Consider the following 17,872-nt stretch of genomic DNA (forward strand, 5'->3'; position numbering starts at 1 on the left):
TTGTCCAGCTATGAATGGCACAAAAAAGCCCCGTAAAAACGGGGCGATGGCGTTGATTTAGCAAGGGCATTTACCCAGTTTCCCCGCTTGGCTTGGAAAGCGAGCATCCAGGCAATAACGATGAAAATCTCGCTCTGTCATTGCTGTCTGATCGGGATGATGGTGCTGCATATGCTGTAAATATTTTTGATAATCCTGAACGCCGACCATTAAGCGAAAGCTCTGTTGTAAACCTTGCCACAGCGCGCGCCAGCTAAATTTCGCCGTATCTGGCGCTGATAGCCGCTGGCAACGTTCAATTTGCCATACGCCTTGTGGACGTGTAGCACGATGAATGGCATCAAACATGACGCACCTCCTTACGTAACGCTGGCTCAGATTCATGGGTAGTCGGCACGTTACTGCGCAGGGCGCGACGAATAACAAACACCGCAGCGATTAACATCGTGACCGCCACCAGCATGAAGAATCCACACAAAGCGGCATTGATTTGGTTGCTAAAAACGATGGTTTGCATATCGGCTACAGTTTTTGCTGGCGCAAGAATCACGCCTTCATCTAAACCTCTACGGAATTTATTTGCCTGCGCAAGGAAACCGATCGAAGGTTTTTCATGAAAGATTTTCTGCCAGCCCGCAGTCATTGAGGTAATAAACAGCCAAATCGTGGGCAGAATCGTGACCCAGGCGTAACGCTGTTTCTTCATCTTAAACAGCACTACCGTTCCGAGGATCAACGCCATTGAAGCCAGCATCTGGTTACCAATACCGAACAGTGGCCACAAGGTGTTGATACCGCCAAGCGGATCGACTACGCCCTGATAAACGAAAAAGCCCCATCCCGCGACAGCTACCGAGGTACCGGCCATGTTACCTAACCACGAACGGTTGTTGGCCATTGAGGGCACCACGGTGCCGACCAAATCCTGCACCATAAAGCGGCAGGCGCGTGTGCCTGCATCAACAGCGGTAAGAATAAACAGCGCTTCAAACAGAATGGCGAAGTGATACCAAAACGCCATCATGGCGCGGCTGTTGAACACTTCCGTAATGATATGCGCCATGCCAACCGCAAAGGTCGGTGCGCCACCGGCCCGTGATAAAATCGATCCTTCACCAACGTCACGTGCAATGCCGCTCAACACTTCTGGCGTTACCACAAAGCCCCAGCCGTTAATGACCTGAGAGGCATTTTCAACCGTGGTGCCAATCAGCGCTGCCGGAGAGTTCATGGCAAAGTAGACGCCCGGATCCAGCACCGATGCACAGATTAACGCCATGATGGCGACAAAGGATTCCATCAGCATCGCGCCATAGCCGATAAAGCGAATATGACTTTCGCGCTCGATCAGTTTTGGCGTAGTACCGCTTGAAACCAGCGCATGGAAACCAGAAATCGCGCCACAGGCAATGGTAATAAACAAGAAGGGGAAGAGCGCGCCGGAGAAGACCGGGCCGGTGCCGTCAATGAATTTCGTCACCGCAGGCATTTTCAACTCTGGCATGGCAAACACGATGCCAATCGCCAAGCCAACGATCACACCAATTTTCAGAAAGGTCGAGAGATAATCACGCGGCGCTAACAGTAACCAAACCGGCAGCACCGAAGCGATAAAGCCGTAAATTACCAAGACCCACGTCAGTGACGTGCCTTTCAACGTAAAAAAGGGCCCCCAGTAGGGATGTTGTGCCACATCGCCACCGAAGATAATCGCGGCCATCATCAGCACAAAGCCAATCAACGAGACCTCAGCGATTTTACCGGGGCGGATAAAGCGCATGTAAACGCCCATAAACAGCGCGATCGGTATGGTGGCGGCAATGGTAAACAGTCCCCAAGGACTGTCCGCTAAGGCTTTCACCACGACCAACGCCAGCGCCGAGAGAATAATGATCATTACGCCCAGCGCACCCAGCATAGTAATCACACCAGCAAAAGCGCCTAACTCCTGACGCGCCATTTCACCCAAGGAGCGTCCGTCACGGCGCGTGGAAATGAACAGAATCAAAAAGTCCTGCACTGCGCCAGCCATCATTACGCCGACCAGAATCCAGATAGTGCCCGGTAAGAACCCCATTTGAGCCGCTAAAATTGGGCCAACCAGCGGACCTGCGCCTGCAATGGCAGCAAAGTGATGGCCAAAAAGCACCCATTTGTTGGTTGGGACATAATCCAGCCCGTCGTTAAGACGTTCGGCAGGTGTGAGGCGACGGTCGTCCAGTTCAAAAATGTTGCGCGCAATAAACAGGCTGTAAAAGCGATAAGCGATGCTGTAGCAGGCGACAGCGGCAATGACCAGCCAAACGGCGTTGACGTGCTCGCCACGGTTTAAGGCGAGCATGGCAAACGCGCCCGCGCCGATTAACGCCACCGCTAACCAGATGACTCCGGTTTTGACGTTTTTCATGACTAACTCCTTGTAGGGATCGAGAGAGAGGCGATCGAAAACAACGAGTTAAACTTAATGTAATGGAATGTAAGTGGAAGTTAATCGATAGAGAAGTGTGAGGCGAGGTACAAATTTAACATTTAGGCAAATAATTTGGGGAAAGTGCGGGACAACCTGAGTTGTCCCGCAAATTTTCGTGCTTATACCGCTGGGCGAGCCACAACGCTACGTGTTTCCATGCGCACTTCAGCGATGGTCACGTCAATAACGTCGGTGACGCGGAAAGCGACTTCACCCTTGATCTGAACCGTGCCGTTTTCCTGGCTGCAGACCAGTTCATCACGCACCGCGTGAATAAACGGGGCAGGGATAAAGGCGACCGCGCCGAACTCCAGCAAACGGACGCGCATACCGCCACGTGACACATCAATAATTTCGGCACTGAATTTACGATCGCTGCCAGCGAACGGCGACAGATAGCGCGCATACAGCCAGTCACCGACATCGCGTTCAGCCATGCGATTCAGACGACGACGCTCACTCATGGTCACGGTCAGCGCGCTATCCGGGCGTGCAATGTCATCACCCCGGATAATCGCTTTCAGCAAACGATGGTTGATCATGTCGCCAAATTTACGGATCGGCGAAGTCCAGGTCGCATAAGCTTCCAGGCCTAAACCAAAGTGTGGGCCTGGTTCAGTGCTGATTTCAGCGAAAGTCTGGAAGCGACGAATGCGGCTGTCGAGGAACTGCGTTGGCTGCGCATCGAGTTCACGACGCAGCACGCGGAAGCCTTCCAGCGTAGTGATTGCTTCCGCATCCACGGTGATGCCATGTGCAGCCAGCACTGTTGCTGCTTGCTCGGCATTGGTCGCATCAAAACCGGCATGAACGTTGTAGATACCAAAGCCGAGGCGTTCACGCAGCACTTTGGCCGCGCAGACGTTAGCCAGGATCATCGCTTCTTCAACAATGCGGTTAGCGATGCGGCGTGGCTCGGCAATGATCTCCAGCACTTCGCCTTTTTCACCCAGAAGGAAGCGGTAATCTGGGCGATCTTTAAACACCAGCGCATGGGTTTGACGCCATTCGCCGCGTGCCAGGCAGATGCGATGCAACAGTCGAATCTGGTTCGCGATCGCTTCGTTCTCGGGTTGCCATTCGCCGCTGTTTTCCAGCCAGTCAGAGACGTCGTCGTAAACCAGCTTGGCTTTAGATTCAATCCAGGCAGCAAAGAACTGTGGATCTTCGCCTAAAGTGCCGTCTTTTGCCACGGTCACGCGGCAAGCCAACGCTGCACGGCGCATATTCGGACGCAGCGAACACACATCGTCAGAGAGTTCGCGTGGCAACATTGGAATATTGAAGCCTGGCAGATAGTTAGTAAAGGCACGTTGCGCCGCCACTTTATCGAGCTGGCTGCCTTCTGGCACGTAAGCGGTGGGGTCGGCGATGGCGATAGTCAGACGCAGCGCGCCATCGTTCAGTTCCTCAACGTACAGCGCATCATCCATATCTTTGGTGCTGGCGCTGTCGATGGTGACAAAATCCAGTGCGGTGAGATCTTCACGCGTCAGTTTCTCATCCATCATTTCGCCAAAGCCAACGTCTGGCGCTTCACGCTCAAGGTTATGGCGCGACAGCGTCACCCACCATGGCGCAAGGTGATCGTCAGCTTTGATAATAAATTCGGTCAGTTCAGCATAAAAACCGCGGTCGCCTTTTAGCGGGTGGCGGCGCATCTCAGCCACTGCCCAGTCGCCAGCTTGAAAATCATGTGTCACACCACGGGCCGGGCGGCACTGGATGGCATCTTTCAGCAGCGGATGATCCGGGACAATTGAAAGACGATCGTCTTTCTTCTGCACGCGGCCAACAAAGCGGCTCAGAAACGGTTCAACCAGCGTTTCTGGTTCAGCACTTTCACGGTCTTTATCGCTATGGATGATGGCAACGATGCGGTCACCGTGCATCACTTTCTTCATCTGCGGAGGCGGGATGAAGTAGCTTTTTTGCGCATCAACTTCGAGGAAGCCGAAGCCTTTTTCAGTGCCTTTTACCACACCTTCGGCGCGAGGCGTTTGCGAGTGGAGCTTCTCTTTGAGCTGCGCGAGCAGCGGGTTATCCTGGAACATAATTTTTTTAGTTTCGTGGCCTAAGAGCGGCTGACAGTTTTACGCGAATCGGGGTCGCGCGGCAAGGCAAAAAGCCGCTTAGCGCGGCTTTTTAACAATGCTGTAACAAGGATTTTAGGCAATTCGCTGACCGGGAAGTGCCTGTGAAAGTTCGAGTTTTACCGGTACCGATTTTGAGGTTGGCGTACCGCTGCCGTCACCAAAGCTATTGAGTGGGACCAGCGGGTTGGTTTCGGGATAATAGGCCGCGAGATTGCCGCGCGGAATATTGTATGGCACCAGCTTGAAGCCGCTGACGCAACGCGTAATCCCGTCGTTCCACAGCGTTTCGATATCAACCAACTCACCTTCGCTGAAACCCAATTCGGCCATGTCATCAGGGTTAATAAACACCACTTCGCGCTGGCCGTACACGCCGCGATAGCGATCGTCGAGACCGTAAATCGTGGTGTTGTACTGGTCGTGGGAACGCAGAGTTTGCAGGGTAAACGGCACGTCCGCATTCAGGTTGGGAAACAGTGACGTTGGCAGTGCTGCGTGGCTAAATTCTGCTTTTCCTGACGGCGTATTAAAACGCAATTCCGCTGCGGCGTTGCCCAGATAAAAACCGCCCGGCAGGTCGCATTTTTCATTGAAATCAGTGAAGCCTGGGATCGTGGCGGCAATATGATCGCGGATCAGGTTGTAATCACCGGCCAAATCCAGCCATTTTACTTTGTCATCACCGAGTACTGCGTGTGCAATACCTGCCACAATCGCCGTTTCTGAACGCTGCGTATCCGCCAGCGGCATGCCGATGCCTTCAGAGGCGTGCACCATGCTGAATGAATCTTCCACAGTAATGAACTGATTGCCGGTCGCCTGCTCGTCACGCTCGGTGCGACCCAACGTCGGCAGAATCAATCCTTCATGCCCCGGAACCAAATGGCTGCGGTTCAGCTTGGTACTGATGTGCACCGTCAAACCGCAACGCGACATCGCTTCTTCGGTAATCGGTGAATCTGGCGCTGCTGCAGCGAGATTACCGCCTAACGCGATCAACACTTTGACTTCATCACGTAGCATGGCATTCAAGGCTTCAACGGTGTTATGGCCTGCTGCACGTGGGGGTTCAAAATCGAAATGTTTGCCCAGCGCATCAAGGAACGGCTTAGCCGGTTTCTCATCGATGCCCATGGTGCGGTTGCCCTGAACATTACTGTGACCGCGAACCGGACACAGGCCCGCGCCTTTTTTACCCAGTTGCCCAAACAGCAGTTGCAGGTTAGTGATCTCACGAACCGTATCAACCGAATGTTTGTGCTGGGTAATGCCCATCGCCCAAGTACAAATTACCCGGTCGGCGCTTTGATAAATCGCCGCGGCTTCGCGGATCTGCGCCTCAGTCAGACCTGATTGCGCCACGATCTGCGCCCAATCGGTGTTATCAACTGCTGCAAAGTACGCTTCAACGCCTTGCGTTTTGGCATTCAGAAAAGCCTGATCGAACAAGCCACTTTCACCCGCAGCCAGACGCGCACGGTGCGTTTCCAGCAGCGTCTTCACCATGCCGCGTACCGCCGCCATATCACCCCCCAAATTCGGTTGGTAATAAGCCGAACTGATGGTGCCCGCTTTAGACGTCATGACTTCAAGGGGTTTTTGTGGATCGGCAAACCGTTCCAGACCGCGCTCACGTAGCGTGTTAAAGGTTACGATCTTCGCGCCATGATCGGCAGCGTGACGCAGGCTGTGCAGCATGCGTGGATGGTTCGTTCCCGGGTTTTGACCGAAGACAAAAATCGCGTCAGCGTGGTCAAAATCATCCAGGCGAATCGTGCCTTTACCTACGCCGATACTGCGCTTCAGGCCAGTACCGCTGGCTTCGTGGCACATATTGGAGCAGTCAGGGAAGTTATTCGTGCCCATCAGGCGGCCAAACAACTGATAAAGCCAGGACGCTTCATTACTGGCGCGGCCGGAGGTGTACAGCTCCATTTGATCAGGATTATCCATCGCCTTGATATGGCGTGCAATTAGCGCGAACGCCTCATCCCAGCTGATGGGTTCATAATGATCGGTTTCGGCGTTGTAACGCAGCGGATGCGTTAAACGGCCCTGATATTCAAGAAAGTAATCACTCTGCGCGTAAAGCGTATTAACGCTGTGCTTAGCAAAGAAGTCGGTATCGACGACACGACGTGTCGCTTCCCAGGTGACCGCTTTTGCGCCGTTTTCGCAAAAGCTAAACGTACTTTTGTTGTCATCGCCCCATGCGCAGCCTGGGCAGTCAAAACCGCGGGCTTTATTCATGCGTAGCAGATTACGCATATTTTTCAGTGCAGCTTTGCTGTCAAAGACGAAACGCGTGGTAGCTTCCAGTGAACCCCAACCGCCCGCTGCGGCACGGTAAGGTTTGATTTTGCGTTTAAATTTCATAATGAGTGCAGGCTTATTTTTATTGGAAAATATTGTAGAAAGTTTGTTATCAGGATATGGCCTGATGGTGAAGGGAAGTGTGCCGCTCTGCATAAAAGTTGTCTAATTGATTGACTTAATGGTGCGATAGTCACTGTTTATCGTGCATTTGACTTAAATGTGATGTTGGTCAAATTTTACTCGCGTTTAACCCGGCGTTTACGGGTGAAGTTTCTACATCGCGCTAATACTGTTTTTTCACAACAGAAGAGGGCGCGATACCATGAAACAGCTGACCAGCCAGATTCATGCTTTTGGCAAAGCGTTGATGATGCCGATCTCGGTCATTGCCGCTGCGGGGATATTTCTTGGATTGGCAGCAGCAATGCAAAATCCGGCGATTACCGGCGATGCGTTTGCGCAGATGCAGGTTCCACAATTAATCATTGGCTTTATCCGCAAAGTTGCTGGCGCGCTGTTCGCTAATTTGCCGGTGTTTTTTGCCGTGGCCAGCGCCATCGGTTTGGCCAAAGCAGAAAAACCCACGGCGGCTTTTGCAGCGGTGATTGGTTACATTGCGATGAATGTCGGTATCAATGCCACGTTGGCCGCCAAAGGCTTAACTGCCGCTACGACCACGCCAGAAGCGTTACAGCAGGCGGGCATGGATCAAACCACGGCGATGATGACCTCGGCGGAATACATCGAGATGCTGGGCGTCTTCACCTACAACATGAGTGTGCTCGGCGGCGTCATTGCTGGCTTAGCAACAGTTGCGCTACACAATCGTTTCTACACCCAGCAGTTGCCCACGGCGATCAGCTTCTTTGGAGGGCGTCGCTTTGTGCCAATTGTCACCGTGGTCTGTTTACCGCTCATCGGTGTGCTGTTAGCAATGATATGGCCAACCATAGGTCAGGGCATTGCCTGGATCGGTCAGATGATTGGTAAAAGCGGACAATATGGCGCTTTTCTGCTAGGTGCCTTCGAGCGCATCCTGATTCCTACCGGCCTGCACCATATTCTGAATGAAACGGTGCGTTTTACGCCGATTGGCGGTATGGCAACTGTTGATGGCCAAAGTGTTGTCGGTGCACTGAATATCTTTAATACCTCTTTAACCCATCCTGGTATGATTCCAGATGAAACCATTCGCACTGCCACCCAGTTTCTTGCGCAGGGAAAAATCCCAGTAATGATGTTTGGTTTACCCGCAGCGGCGCTGGCGATTTATCACACGGCAAGGCCAGAGCATAAGCAACGCGTCAAGGCGCTGGTGATGGCGGGAGCATTAACCTCTTTTACTACCGGTATCACTGAACCGCTGGAGTTTTGTTTCATCTTCGTTTCGCCGGTGCTTTATTTACTGCATGCCTTTCTGACCGGCCTCTCATTTATGTTGATGTCGATGTTGCACTTGATGATCGGGAACGTTCAGGGTGGCGTTATCGATTTGGTCGTGTTTGGCATGCTCGGCGGCAGCAAAACGCATTGGTGGTGGACGCTGGCGCTGGGCGTGATTTATGCACCGCTCTATTACTACGCTTTCCGCTTCGTCATTACCCGAATGAACGTAGAAACGCCAGGCAGAGAATCTGAGGATGAAAAACCGCAGGTGGTTGCTGCCAACGAGCGCACCCAAGTGATCATCAGTGGTTTAGGCGGCCATGCGAATATTGAAGATGTTGATTGCTGTTTTACGCGTTTGCGCGTCCGGGTTAAAGATATGAAGGAAGTCGTTGATCAGACTTTAATGAGCACTGGCGCTAATGGAATAAACCGTGTCAGTAATAACGATGTCCAGGTCATATATGGCCCGCAAGTTGAAAAAATTGCGAATGAAGTAAAAACAGCATTGGGTGTAGCCTAAAAGCGAAGCGGCAGAACGTTGAAAGGTTCTTGCGGTTTATTCTCTCCGCGTTGCAGCAGGGTTATCTCTTCACTGTTGCAACGTAATTAATATTGAGTATATAAGCTTCTTTTATGGGTTTAATTTTATTAATCTTATCCACAGAAGATAGGCGCGGTTAATTACCTGAAAACAGCACTCTGGTCTGACCATGTGGCATATTCCCCCCTTTTTCAGGTAAACTCTGTATGTTCAGCGCTAAGCGCTCATTGTTTTTCTGAATAAAAGACTGGAGGTCAGATGAATAATGTCATACTGAGTATGCTTGCTAAAATTTCGAATATGGATGCTCAAGCTAAACAGCTAGCCGCTCGAGTAGAAGCGCAATCTCTGATGATGAGTGCCTTGCTTTTGACCATCGGCCAAAATGGTGGACTGAGCGAACTCATTGGCAGCGTGAATAAAGCCATCAACTCTGTCATGGTTGATCCCTATGATCCCTATCGACCTGAAGCAGAACTCCTGCTGCAAGAGTTCCAGGATATGGTTAGAGTTTCCCAAATGATCGCCAAAGAAAATGCTGTGCTTAACTCCGGCGATACAGGCCCTTTTGATGCAAAAAATGCCTAAAATTATTAATGCTGACTTTCACGCTTAGTGATCTTTTATAATTCACCACCAGTAATAAACCGCCTTTTCAGGCGGTTAATCACGTATGTTAAGCGGCCATTTTGCGGCATGCTTCAGCGCAGTGTAGACACGCTTTTGAGCATTGCTGGCAATGATCATGCTGATGTTTCCCACACTCTTCGCCGCATTGCTGACAAATATCCGCGCAAATTGCACATAATGCTTTTGCAGCATCGCTGTCCAGTGCCATAAATTGCGCGCTTAAACGACAGAGGCTGGCGCATTGTGTATCCAGTCTGATGCAATCCCGCATCATTTCTAAATTCTCTTCTTTTAAACAGGATGCGGCACAATTATCACAGGCGGCAGCGCAGAAATAGCATGCTTCAATGCAATGACGATATTGTTCAATCATATTTCCTCCTCAATTTATTCCTCCTTAAGTCTGAAAATAAAACCGACTTTATGCAAATCAGTAATATGTTAATAACTATTTCAGTGGCTGGTTTATTATATCTAACAATAAAAAAACCTTTTTACTTTTATGTAAAGGGAATAAGCAGGGCTGAAAAAAGCACAGCCCAAAGAAAATATTTAATGAGAAGGCAGCGCATAAGCCATCACAGAATCCCCTGAGGCTGTACCCAAACCTCCGTGTCCTCCCGCCGCAATAACCACATATTGTCTGCCATCTTCACCTTGGTAAGTCATCGGCGTAGCCTGGCCGCCTGCCGGTAAGCGGGTGCGCCACAGTTCTTTTCCGCTGGCTTCGTCATAAGCACGCAGATAATTATCGGCCGTTGCCCCCATGAAAATCAGTCCACTTTGAGTAATGACGTTGCCGCCCATCATAAAGATGCCGGTTGGCAGCGGAGCGTTAGTATGTGTACCGAAAATATTCATATCGCGCGTCGTGCCAGCCGGACGTTCCCAGATAATTTTGCGGCTGGTGAGGTCGATGGCATATAACTTGCCCCACGGCGGTGTGCTACACGGGGCACCTAATAGGCTGAGCCAGGGTTTGACGACTGCCGCCCAAGGCGTGCCATATTCAGGGCCCACCGCGAATTCCTTAGGTTTTAGATAAGGTTGACCGCTGGCCCAGCCTGCCCATTTCTGCATCAGACCTTGCTTAATAGCGTCGTCACTTTTCATCATTTGCATGGTGAAAGGGATATAGCTGGTATTGGCAATCATGACATTATGGCGCGGATCAATTGATGCACCGTACCAATCCATTACCCCATCAAAGGCAGGATAAGCGATGGAAGTTCCCGCTGCTGGTGGCGTGAAATTACCCTGATAACGGTAACGGTGAAACTGAATGCGGCACCAAAGCTGATCAAACGGCGTAGCGCCCCAGGTGTCGGTTGCTTTTAATATGGGCGGGGCAAGGTTAGGCATACCCACGGAATCAGGCTGCGTTGGTGAAAGATGTTCGCCCGGTAATGAGGGCGAGGTGGGAACAGATTTTTCATTCACTTGAGCCAGCGGCTTACCGGTTCGACGATCCAGCAAGAACAACTGCCCCATCTTTGTGGTTTGCACCAGCGCATGCACACCTTTTCCATCTGGAGTGGGCAGGTCAACTAACGTTGGACCAATCGGCAAGTCAAAGTCCCATACGTCATGATGCACCGTCTGGAAATGCCATTTTTCTTCGCCGCTATGAATGTCGAGTGCAACGATTGAGCTTGAATATTTTTCGTCAAAAGTGCGTCTTCCCGCACCGTAGTAATCCGGTGTGGCGTTACCCAGCGGAATATAAATCAAACCCAATTTTGGATCGGCGGTGTAGGTTCCCCAGCCGTTTGGTGTACCGCGTGTATAGGTTTCACCCGCTTTTAACGGCGCATTCGCTGGATTTCGACCCAAATCCCACGCCCAACTCAATTCACCGGTTTTCTCATCATAGGCACGCACAACGCCTGAGGGTTCGCCCGTGGTTTGATTATCATATATCCAACCGCCTAACACGATACGGCCTTCCAGCACCATCGGCTGCGAAGTGATGTAATGAAATCCAGGTGGCACGTTGCCCATGTGATCGGTAAGAGAGACATAACCATGTTGACCAAAAGATTCGCACGGTCTGCCGGTGCGTGCGTCCAGCGCCACCATGCGCGCATCCGCCGTAGTCGTAATGATTTTCTGTGGGCAGGTCGCATCACTATCAACCTGGCTCCATGCCACACCACGGCAGGCAAGGTATTCATTAGCTGAAGTATTCGATTTCGGATCAAATTTCCAACGCTGTTTTCCTGTGGTGGCATCCAGCGCAATCACTTCACGATGAGGCGTACAAATGTACAAGCTGTTGCCCACTTTAATGGGTGTCACTTCAAAACTGAACTCACGTCCTGCCTTGTCTTCGCCTTTACGCATGACATCACCGGTGTCGTAACGCCATGCCGGTTTTAATTCATTTACGTTCTGCGGCGTAATTTGCGTTAGCGGAGAAAAGCGTTGTCCAGCCGCCGTGCGCCCGTAATGTTTCCAGTCATTGCCGTTATCTTCAGTGGCTGAGCGCTGAGCAGATTGCACGGCGGGAAAGGGGAGATGATGAACAAAGCGGGCGTCAGTGACTTGCCAGCCGCTGTAAAGAATGCCGCCGATAGAGAGAAGATAAATCAATGCGGCAGCCAACGTTGAACGGCGTTGAGCAGCAGCCGTGATGATTGGACGCACAACCCAAGGCATGCAGAGCCAAATGCCAAGAATTGCTGGCGCCAGAAGACGAGGCATTAATTGCCAGCCATCGAGTCCCACTTCCGTTAATGACCACACCACACAAATCAAAAAAGTGATCAAATAGAGCCAGATACCTGACGAGCGACGCCGTAAAAGTTGAATGCCGCTGATTAAGAAGCCAATACCAAACAGCAGATACCACGGCGTGCCGCCTGAAAAAGCCAGCCAGCCTCCGAGTATCAAATAAGCTAAACCAAACAAGCTGACCAAAAGACCACTTAGCGTTGGCCAAAAACGCAGCGATGTTGATGCCACAATACATCCCTCTGTAAAAGATTGTCAGTAAAGCCTATAGAAAAACTGACACTTTGCAGACGGCATGCTTTAAATCACATGATTTTTCCAAAATACGCTTATTTTTCAATGCGATTTAATTGGTAAATTATTGTTCCTGAAGTTTTCGAACCCTTATCGGCATACCGTTTCCGGGTTCGTTGATTCAATATAATGATTCAGGATCGGACTTTTTATTGTCGCTAAGTCGGATTTGTAATGCCGTCGCCAAACGGGTGAATAAGATTGCGGCTAATGCGTAGGCTCCGCCAATTGCCGTTGCAGTCAGGCGATCGGCTGCCACATTTCCCTGCGCTAACCCGGTCAGTGAAATCATAAATACCACCATCAGGGTGACGAAAAAGGTAAAGACAAAATAGGAGCCGGTTGCCAGGCGATAGGAAAGGGTAAACGCGACGTAACCTGAAACGATAAAACCGCATGCCAGCACGGCAAGTTGTGGGAAAAAGTACATCAGGACGCCCGCCGACAAACAGCCCAGAAACGTGCCAAACAGCCTTGCCGGCACCCGCAGCAGTGATTCTTGATAGTGGTTGCGCAAACACAACAGCAGAGTCATACCGGTCCAGTAGCCATTCTTCAGGTGATAAAGTTCAACGGTGAACAGCGCCATCCCCATCGACAATAAACCAAACAGCACTGACCAGCGCAGATGGAGTTTGTGGCGATGTTTTAGCGTCTCCTGACGCAGAAAGGAGAACAGTGAAAATCGGCTCACCCACTGCAAATGAAAATGACCTTTGCTCAACAGCAGGCAAATTATTGTTAACTGTACCAAGCCGCCGATGGAAATAAGCAGCGCTCGGTGAGTGGCATGCGCCATATCGCCAGGAAAGTAACCTGAGACCAGAAAGGCGATCGCCGCTTGCAGGAATACCCAACCCGCGGTGCCATCGATACCCGTGATGATGGCGTAGGCCGCGGTATAAATCATGGCCAGGCTGATGTAGAGCGGCAACACCGATCCCGCCATGGCGCCCAGCCAGGATGAGAAACCGAGTCCCACCACGGTTGCCAGCAGCAATTTAAATGAAGAGCCTTCCCAGGTTTTACTGGCACCAAAGGCCAGCGGCAAAGCACCGCTGGCAATAACGCTCGCTTCGGCAACATGATTTAACAGAAATCCGCCGATAAAAATCAGCATCAGTGCAGGCAAACAACAGAGGCCCAGCCGCAGGTCGTGCTTCAGTCCGGCATCCACTTTCATATTTATTCTCTCCTTGCTTCTCTCTTGCCTATCTTAAAAGTGTGAACCAGATCTTAAAAACTGAAATGATCATACCAAAGCGAAAGGAGAAATTAATGTTAAACGCACCCACAGCGATTTTACTGGCGATGGCGGTTTCTGTTTGCGCGACAGACGCCAGTGCTCAAGAGCCAGAGTCGAAAAAACAGCAGGTTCAGCCGCTTCAGGTAGGCAATGTGCGCATTGGTCAGGGACAACCCGCGATTATCGTCTCGACCTCAGGGCAGGATGAAGCCAGCGTGCTGCAAGAAACTGAGCAAGCCGCGCGCACGCATGAAGTGAGTATCGTTGAACTGCGTGTTGATAAAATCGCTTTTGCTATGGATGGACCGCGCGTCGCTAAATTGGGCCAGTCGATGCGCCAAAAACTGAACGGTAAGCCGTTGCTGCTGACCTTTCGTACCAAACAGGAAGGGGGAGAAAAAATGCTGGACGATGCGCGTTATACGCAACTTTATCAGCAATGGTTGGCCGCGGGATTCGCTGATATGGTTGATATTGAGATGCGCATCGGTGAGCAACCAATACAAAAGCTGGTGGCAGAATCGCGACAGCAAAAGGTGGCGGTGATCCTCTCTTATCATGACTTCAATGCTACGCCGTCTAATGAAGAGATGTTACAGCGTCTGGAATGGCAAGCCGCGCACGGTGCTGATGTGTTGAAAATTGCCGTGATGCCGAAAACGCCAGAGGATGTGAATCGCTTAACGTCTGTCACCTGGCAAATGCGACAGCACAGTGATAAGCCTTTGCTGACAATGGCAATGGGAGGAAAGGGGACAATTAGCCGTATCGCGGGTGAAGTGTATGGCAGCAATCTGACGTTTGGTAACCTGGGACAAGCGTCTGCTCCCGGCCAGTTGGACGTGAATGTACTGTATCAAACATTGAAAGCGCTGCATCAGGCGGGTCAGGATAGTTAACCAAGTCGGTTAACAGACAAAAAAGCGCCAACAACTTAGCTGTTGGCGCGAGTGCAATATGGGTGATCGTTATGCGTGTTGATTTGCGCGCTTTGGCTCTGTACGCACTGGCGTATCGCCCGCCACAAAGTATTTCGCTGTGCTGCGCGGTAACTGATGACCACGAATACGGTCAGCAATTTTCTCGCCAATCATAATGGTGGTGGCATTCAGGTTACCGGTGATGATCAGCGGCATAATGGATGCATCCACTACACGCAATGATTCCAGGCCGTGAACGCGTCCATCGCCATCAACCACCGACATCGCATCGGTACCCATTTTACAGGTACCGCAAGGGTGATAAGCCGTTTCGCCATGATTACGCACAAACTCATCCAGCTGCTCATCGGTCTGGCAATCAAGACCCGGGCTGATTTCGCGACCGCGATATTTATCCAGGGCTGGTTGCTGAATGATCTCGCGGGTGATGCGAATGGCATCACGGAACTCGTGCCAATCCTGTTCAGACGCCATGTAGTTGAACAGAATCGAAGGATGCTGGCGCGGATCGCGTGATTTCAACCGCACATGGCCCCGACTTGGCGAACGCATCGAACCGACATGACATTGAAAACCGTGCGCATCAACCGCATTAGAACCGTTGTAGTTAATCGCAACCGGCAGGAAGTGATACTGAATATTCGGCCAGGCGAACTCTTCGCGGCTTCGAATAAAGCCACCCGCTTCGAATTGGTTGCTGGCACCGAGGCCGGTGCCATTTAACATCCATTCAGCACCGATTTTCGGCTGGTTCCACCACTTCAATGCCGGATAAATAGAAACCGGCTCTTTGCATTCGTACTGCAGGTACATTTCCAAATGATCCTGCAGGTTTTCACCCACGCCAGGCAGATCCTGTACCACAGGAATATCGAACTGCTTCAGCAAAGTCGCCGGGCCAACACCCGAGCGCTGTAAGATCTGCGGCGATGCGATCGCGCCTGCACACAACAACACTTCGCGACGCGCATGGGCTTTATGTGAGGTGTTACTCTCACCCACCAAATATTCCACGCCGACAGCACGCTTGCCTTCGAACACGATGCGGTCGGTGGTGGCATGCGTGATAATTTTCAGGTTGGTACGGCCTTTAGCTTGATCAAGATAACCGCGCGCGGTGCTGGAGCGACGACCTTGTGGCGTTACGGTGCGATCCATTGGACCAAAACCTTCCTGCTGATAGCCGTTGAGGTCTTCAGTACGCGGATAACCCGCCTGCACGCCCGCTTCGATCATCGCTTCAAACAGCACGTTATTACCCGCTTTTGGCGTTGCCACGCAAACCGGGCCGTCTCCGCCGTGATAATCGTTTGGCCCGATATCACGGGTTTCGGCTTTGCGGTAGTACGGCAGGCAATCCAGATAGCTCCACGATTCCAGGCCCGGCTCTTTGGCCCAGCCATCGAGGTCCATCGCGTTGGCGCGGATGTAGCACATACCATTAATCAGCGACGACCCCCCTAAACCTTTGCCACGACCACATTCCATGCGGCGGTTGTTCATGTAAGGTTCAGGATCGGTTTCGTAAGCCCAGTTGTAGCGTTTTCCCTGGAGTGGATACGCTAACGCCGCAGGCATTTGGGTGCGGAAATCAAAACGATAATCTGGACCGCCTGCTTCCAGCAGTAGAACGTTTACAGTGCTGTCTTCGGTCAGGCGTGTAGCTAAAACATTCCCTGCGGATCCGGCTCCGATGATGATGTAATCAAATTCCATTCGTCGTTCCTCAGGTTGGAATAATTAAAATATTGACTGAAAACGTGACAGTTCGACCTGCACAGATTTCACTTGGGTGTAGTTTTGCAGCGTCATCAGGCCATTTTCACGACCCACGCCGGAATGTTTGTAACCGCCGACCGGCATCTCTGCTGCCGATTCACCCCAAGTGTTAATCCAGCAAATGCCCGCTTCAATTTGATGAATCACGCGGTGCGCACGATTCAGATCCTGCGTCACAACGCCCGCAGCCAAACCAAATTCGGTGGCGTTGGCGCGGCGTACCACTTCTTCTTCGCTCTCGTAACTCAAAATTGACATCACCGGGCCGAAGATCTCTTCACGCACAATTTTCATCTCGTCGTGACAATCGGTGAACACGGTGGGGGCAACCCAAGCTCCCTGATCAAAGCCCGCGCCAGTAAGGCGTTTGCCACCGCACAGCACGCGCGCCCCTTCAGCGATACCTGACTCGATATAACGCATGACATTATCGCGATGGCTAAAGCTCACCAGCGGACCAAAGTTGGTTTCCGGCTGGCGCAAATCGCCAGGTTGGATGCGTGCCACGCGCTCAGCGATTTTCGCTTCGAATGCCGCTTTCAGCGGGGCAGGGATAAAGACGCGAGTACCGTTGGTGCAAACCTGACCTGAACTGTAGAAGTTGGCCATCATGGCAATGTCGGCAGCCAAATCGAGATCGGCATCATCAAAGATGATCAGCGGAGATTTGCCACCCAGCTCCATGGTGACCTCTTTCAGCGTAGATCCCGCTGCATTAGCCATGACTTTCTTGCCGCTGGCGACGCCGCCGGTGAACGAGACTTTATCGATGCCGGGATGTTCAGTCAGCAGCTGACCTGTGACTTGTCCGGTGCCCGGCAGCACGTTAAATACGCCATTTGGCACGCCAGCTTCGGTGTAGATTTCTGCCAGTTTGAGCGCGGTTAATGGCGTCACTTCGCTGGGTTTGAAGATCATTGCGTTACCCGCAGCTAATGCGGGTGCGGATTTCCATAGCGCGATCTGGATGGGGTAGTTCCAGGCACCAATGCCTGCCACCACGCCCAGCGGTTCACGGCGGGTATAAACGAATGAAGTATCACGCAGCGGGATCTGCTGGCCTTCCAGCGTGGGGATCAGGCCAGCGTAATATTCCAGTACGTCGGTGCCGGTGACGATATCCACGCTGACGGTTTCGCTGTACGGCTTACCGGTATCGAGCATCTCCAGCTCAGCTAATTCGTCGTTACGCTCGCGCAAAATATCAACCGCACGGCGCAAAATGCGTGAGCGCTCCATTGCGGTCATGGCTGCCCAAACTTTTTGACCTTTTTGCGCCGCAGCAACGGCACGATCAACATCCACTGCACCTGCCTGATGCACATCAGCCAACACTTCGCCATTGGCCGGATTGATGGTTTGGAAAGTTTCGCCTTCGGTCGCGGCTACGTAAGCACCATCGATATATAATTTTTGCTCGGTGAACAGGGACATATC

The 17,872-nt window shown here is 51.7% G+C and carries 12 protein-coding genes; 3 read left to right on the forward strand and 9 right to left on the reverse strand.

Annotation, left to right across the window (positions count from 1 at the left end; translation table 11 throughout):
- Positions 1–57 precede the first annotated feature (57 nt).
- From MUG06_RS04485 to MUG06_RS04500, 4 genes are all read right to left on the reverse strand, one after another.
- Positions 58–348, reverse strand: coding sequence for a CstA-like transporter-associated (seleno)protein (locus MUG06_RS04485; protein ID WP_243077839.1), 291 nt, complete (start codon positions 346–348; stop codon positions 58–60).
- A complete protein-coding gene (locus tag MUG06_RS04490; RefSeq protein WP_243077840.1) occupies positions 341–2,407 on the reverse strand; it encodes a carbon starvation CstA family protein in 2,067 nt (688 codons plus the stop codon). The genes MUG06_RS04485 and MUG06_RS04490 overlap by 8 nt, the downstream gene beginning before the upstream one ends.
- A 182-nt stretch (positions 2,408–2,589) precedes the next feature.
- Positions 2,590–4,524 (reverse strand): exoribonuclease II, encoded by a 1,935-nt coding sequence (locus tag MUG06_RS04495; protein WP_243077841.1) that lies wholly within the window; start codon positions 4,522–4,524, stop codon positions 2,590–2,592.
- Between the two features lie 114 nt (positions 4,525–4,638).
- Entirely contained in the window at positions 4,639–6,942 is a 2,304-nt protein-coding gene (locus MUG06_RS04500; RefSeq protein WP_243077842.1) for an FdhF/YdeP family oxidoreductase, read from the reverse strand.
- A 262-nt stretch (positions 6,943–7,204) separates the two neighbouring features.
- On the opposite strand from MUG06_RS04500, the gene MUG06_RS04505 reads away from it, so the two are divergent.
- The gene (locus MUG06_RS04505; RefSeq protein ID WP_243077843.1) at positions 7,205–8,791 is read left to right on the forward strand and encodes a PTS transporter subunit EIIC; all 1,587 of its coding nucleotides are present in this window, start codon (positions 7,205–7,207) and stop codon (positions 8,789–8,791) included.
- A gap of 279 nt (positions 8,792–9,070) precedes the next feature.
- Positions 9,071–9,400 carry an anti-adapter protein IraP gene (gene iraP / locus MUG06_RS04510; RefSeq protein WP_215846716.1) on the forward strand — a complete coding sequence of 110 codons (330 nt, stop codon included), beginning with the start codon at positions 9,071–9,073 and terminating at the stop codon, positions 9,398–9,400.
- 88 nt (positions 9,401–9,488) lie between these two features.
- Here the strand turns inward: iraP and MUG06_RS04515 are convergent, their stop codons facing one another.
- The 3 genes from MUG06_RS04515 to MUG06_RS04525 all read right to left on the reverse strand — a co-directional run bounded on the left by MUG06_RS04515 (position 9,489) and on the right by MUG06_RS04525 (position 13,652).
- The gene (locus MUG06_RS04515) at positions 9,489–9,815 is read right to left on the reverse strand and encodes a four-helix bundle copper-binding protein (RefSeq protein WP_243077844.1); all 327 of its coding nucleotides are present in this window, start codon (positions 9,813–9,815) and stop codon (positions 9,489–9,491) included.
- A 179-nt stretch (positions 9,816–9,994) separates the two neighbouring features.
- Complete coding sequence (locus MUG06_RS04520; protein WP_243077845.1) at positions 9,995–12,406, reverse strand: membrane-bound PQQ-dependent dehydrogenase, glucose/quinate/shikimate family; 2,412 nt, start codon at positions 12,404–12,406, stop codon at positions 9,995–9,997.
- Between the two features lie 184 nt (positions 12,407–12,590).
- On the reverse strand, positions 12,591–13,652 hold the full coding sequence (locus tag MUG06_RS04525) for an FUSC family protein (RefSeq protein WP_243077846.1): 1,062 nt from the start codon (positions 13,650–13,652) through the stop codon (positions 12,591–12,593).
- A gap of 95 nt (positions 13,653–13,747) precedes the next feature.
- On the opposite strand from MUG06_RS04525, the gene aroD reads away from it, so the two are divergent.
- Positions 13,748–14,614, forward strand: coding sequence for a type I 3-dehydroquinate dehydratase (gene aroD, locus MUG06_RS04530; RefSeq protein ID WP_243077847.1), 867 nt, complete (start codon positions 13,748–13,750; stop codon positions 14,612–14,614).
- A gap of 69 nt (positions 14,615–14,683) precedes the next feature.
- Here aroD and betA read toward each other — a convergent pair whose 3' ends face one another.
- Both betA and betB read right to left on the reverse strand, forming a co-directional pair.
- A complete protein-coding gene (gene betA / locus MUG06_RS04535; RefSeq protein ID WP_243077848.1) occupies positions 14,684–16,372 on the reverse strand; it encodes a choline dehydrogenase in 1,689 nt (562 codons plus the stop codon).
- A 24-nt stretch (positions 16,373–16,396) separates the two neighbouring features.
- Positions 16,397–17,869 carry a betaine-aldehyde dehydrogenase gene (gene betB / locus MUG06_RS04540; RefSeq protein ID WP_215846720.1) on the reverse strand — a complete coding sequence of 491 codons (1,473 nt, stop codon included), beginning with the start codon at positions 17,867–17,869 and terminating at the stop codon, positions 16,397–16,399.
- Between the last annotated feature and the right edge of the window lie 3 nt (positions 17,870–17,872).

Source organism: Pantoea sp. MQR6, assembly GCF_022761075.1.
In the GTDB taxonomy this organism is placed as follows: domain Bacteria; phylum Pseudomonadota; class Gammaproteobacteria; order Enterobacterales; family Enterobacteriaceae; genus Pantoea; species Pantoea phytostimulans.

Excerpts from the sequence above, each read along its gene's own strand:
- MUG06_RS04490 (WP_243077840.1), bottom strand. The coding sequence starts at position 2,407 with ATGAAAAACGTCAAAACCGGAGTCATCTGGTTAGCGGTGGCGTTAATC.
- betB (WP_215846720.1), bottom strand. The coding sequence starts at position 17,869 with ATGTCCCTGTTCACCGAGCAAAAATTATATATCGATGGTGCTTACGTA.
- MUG06_RS04505 (WP_243077843.1), top strand. The coding sequence starts at position 7,205 with ATGAAACAGCTGACCAGCCAGATTCATGCTTTTGGCAAAGCGTTGATG.
- MUG06_RS04500 (WP_243077842.1), bottom strand. The coding sequence starts at position 6,942 with ATGAAATTTAAACGCAAAATCAAACCTTACCGTGCCGCAGCGGGCGGT.
- iraP (WP_215846716.1), top strand. The coding sequence starts at position 9,071 with ATGAATAATGTCATACTGAGTATGCTTGCTAAAATTTCGAATATGGAT.
- MUG06_RS04525 (WP_243077846.1), bottom strand. The coding sequence starts at position 13,652 with ATGAAAGTGGATGCCGGACTGAAGCACGACCTGCGGCTGGGCCTCTGT.
- MUG06_RS04495 (WP_243077841.1), bottom strand. The coding sequence starts at position 4,524 with ATGTTCCAGGATAACCCGCTGCTCGCGCAGCTCAAAGAGAAGCTCCAC.
- aroD (WP_243077847.1), top strand. The coding sequence starts at position 13,748 with ATGTTAAACGCACCCACAGCGATTTTACTGGCGATGGCGGTTTCTGTT.
- MUG06_RS04515 (WP_243077844.1), bottom strand. The coding sequence starts at position 9,815 with ATGATTGAACAATATCGTCATTGCATTGAAGCATGCTATTTCTGCGCT.
- betA (WP_243077848.1), bottom strand. The coding sequence starts at position 16,372 with ATGGAATTTGATTACATCATCATCGGAGCCGGATCCGCAGGGAATGTT.
- MUG06_RS04485 (WP_243077839.1), bottom strand. The coding sequence starts at position 348 with ATGTTTGATGCCATTCATCGTGCTACACGTCCACAAGGCGTATGGCAA.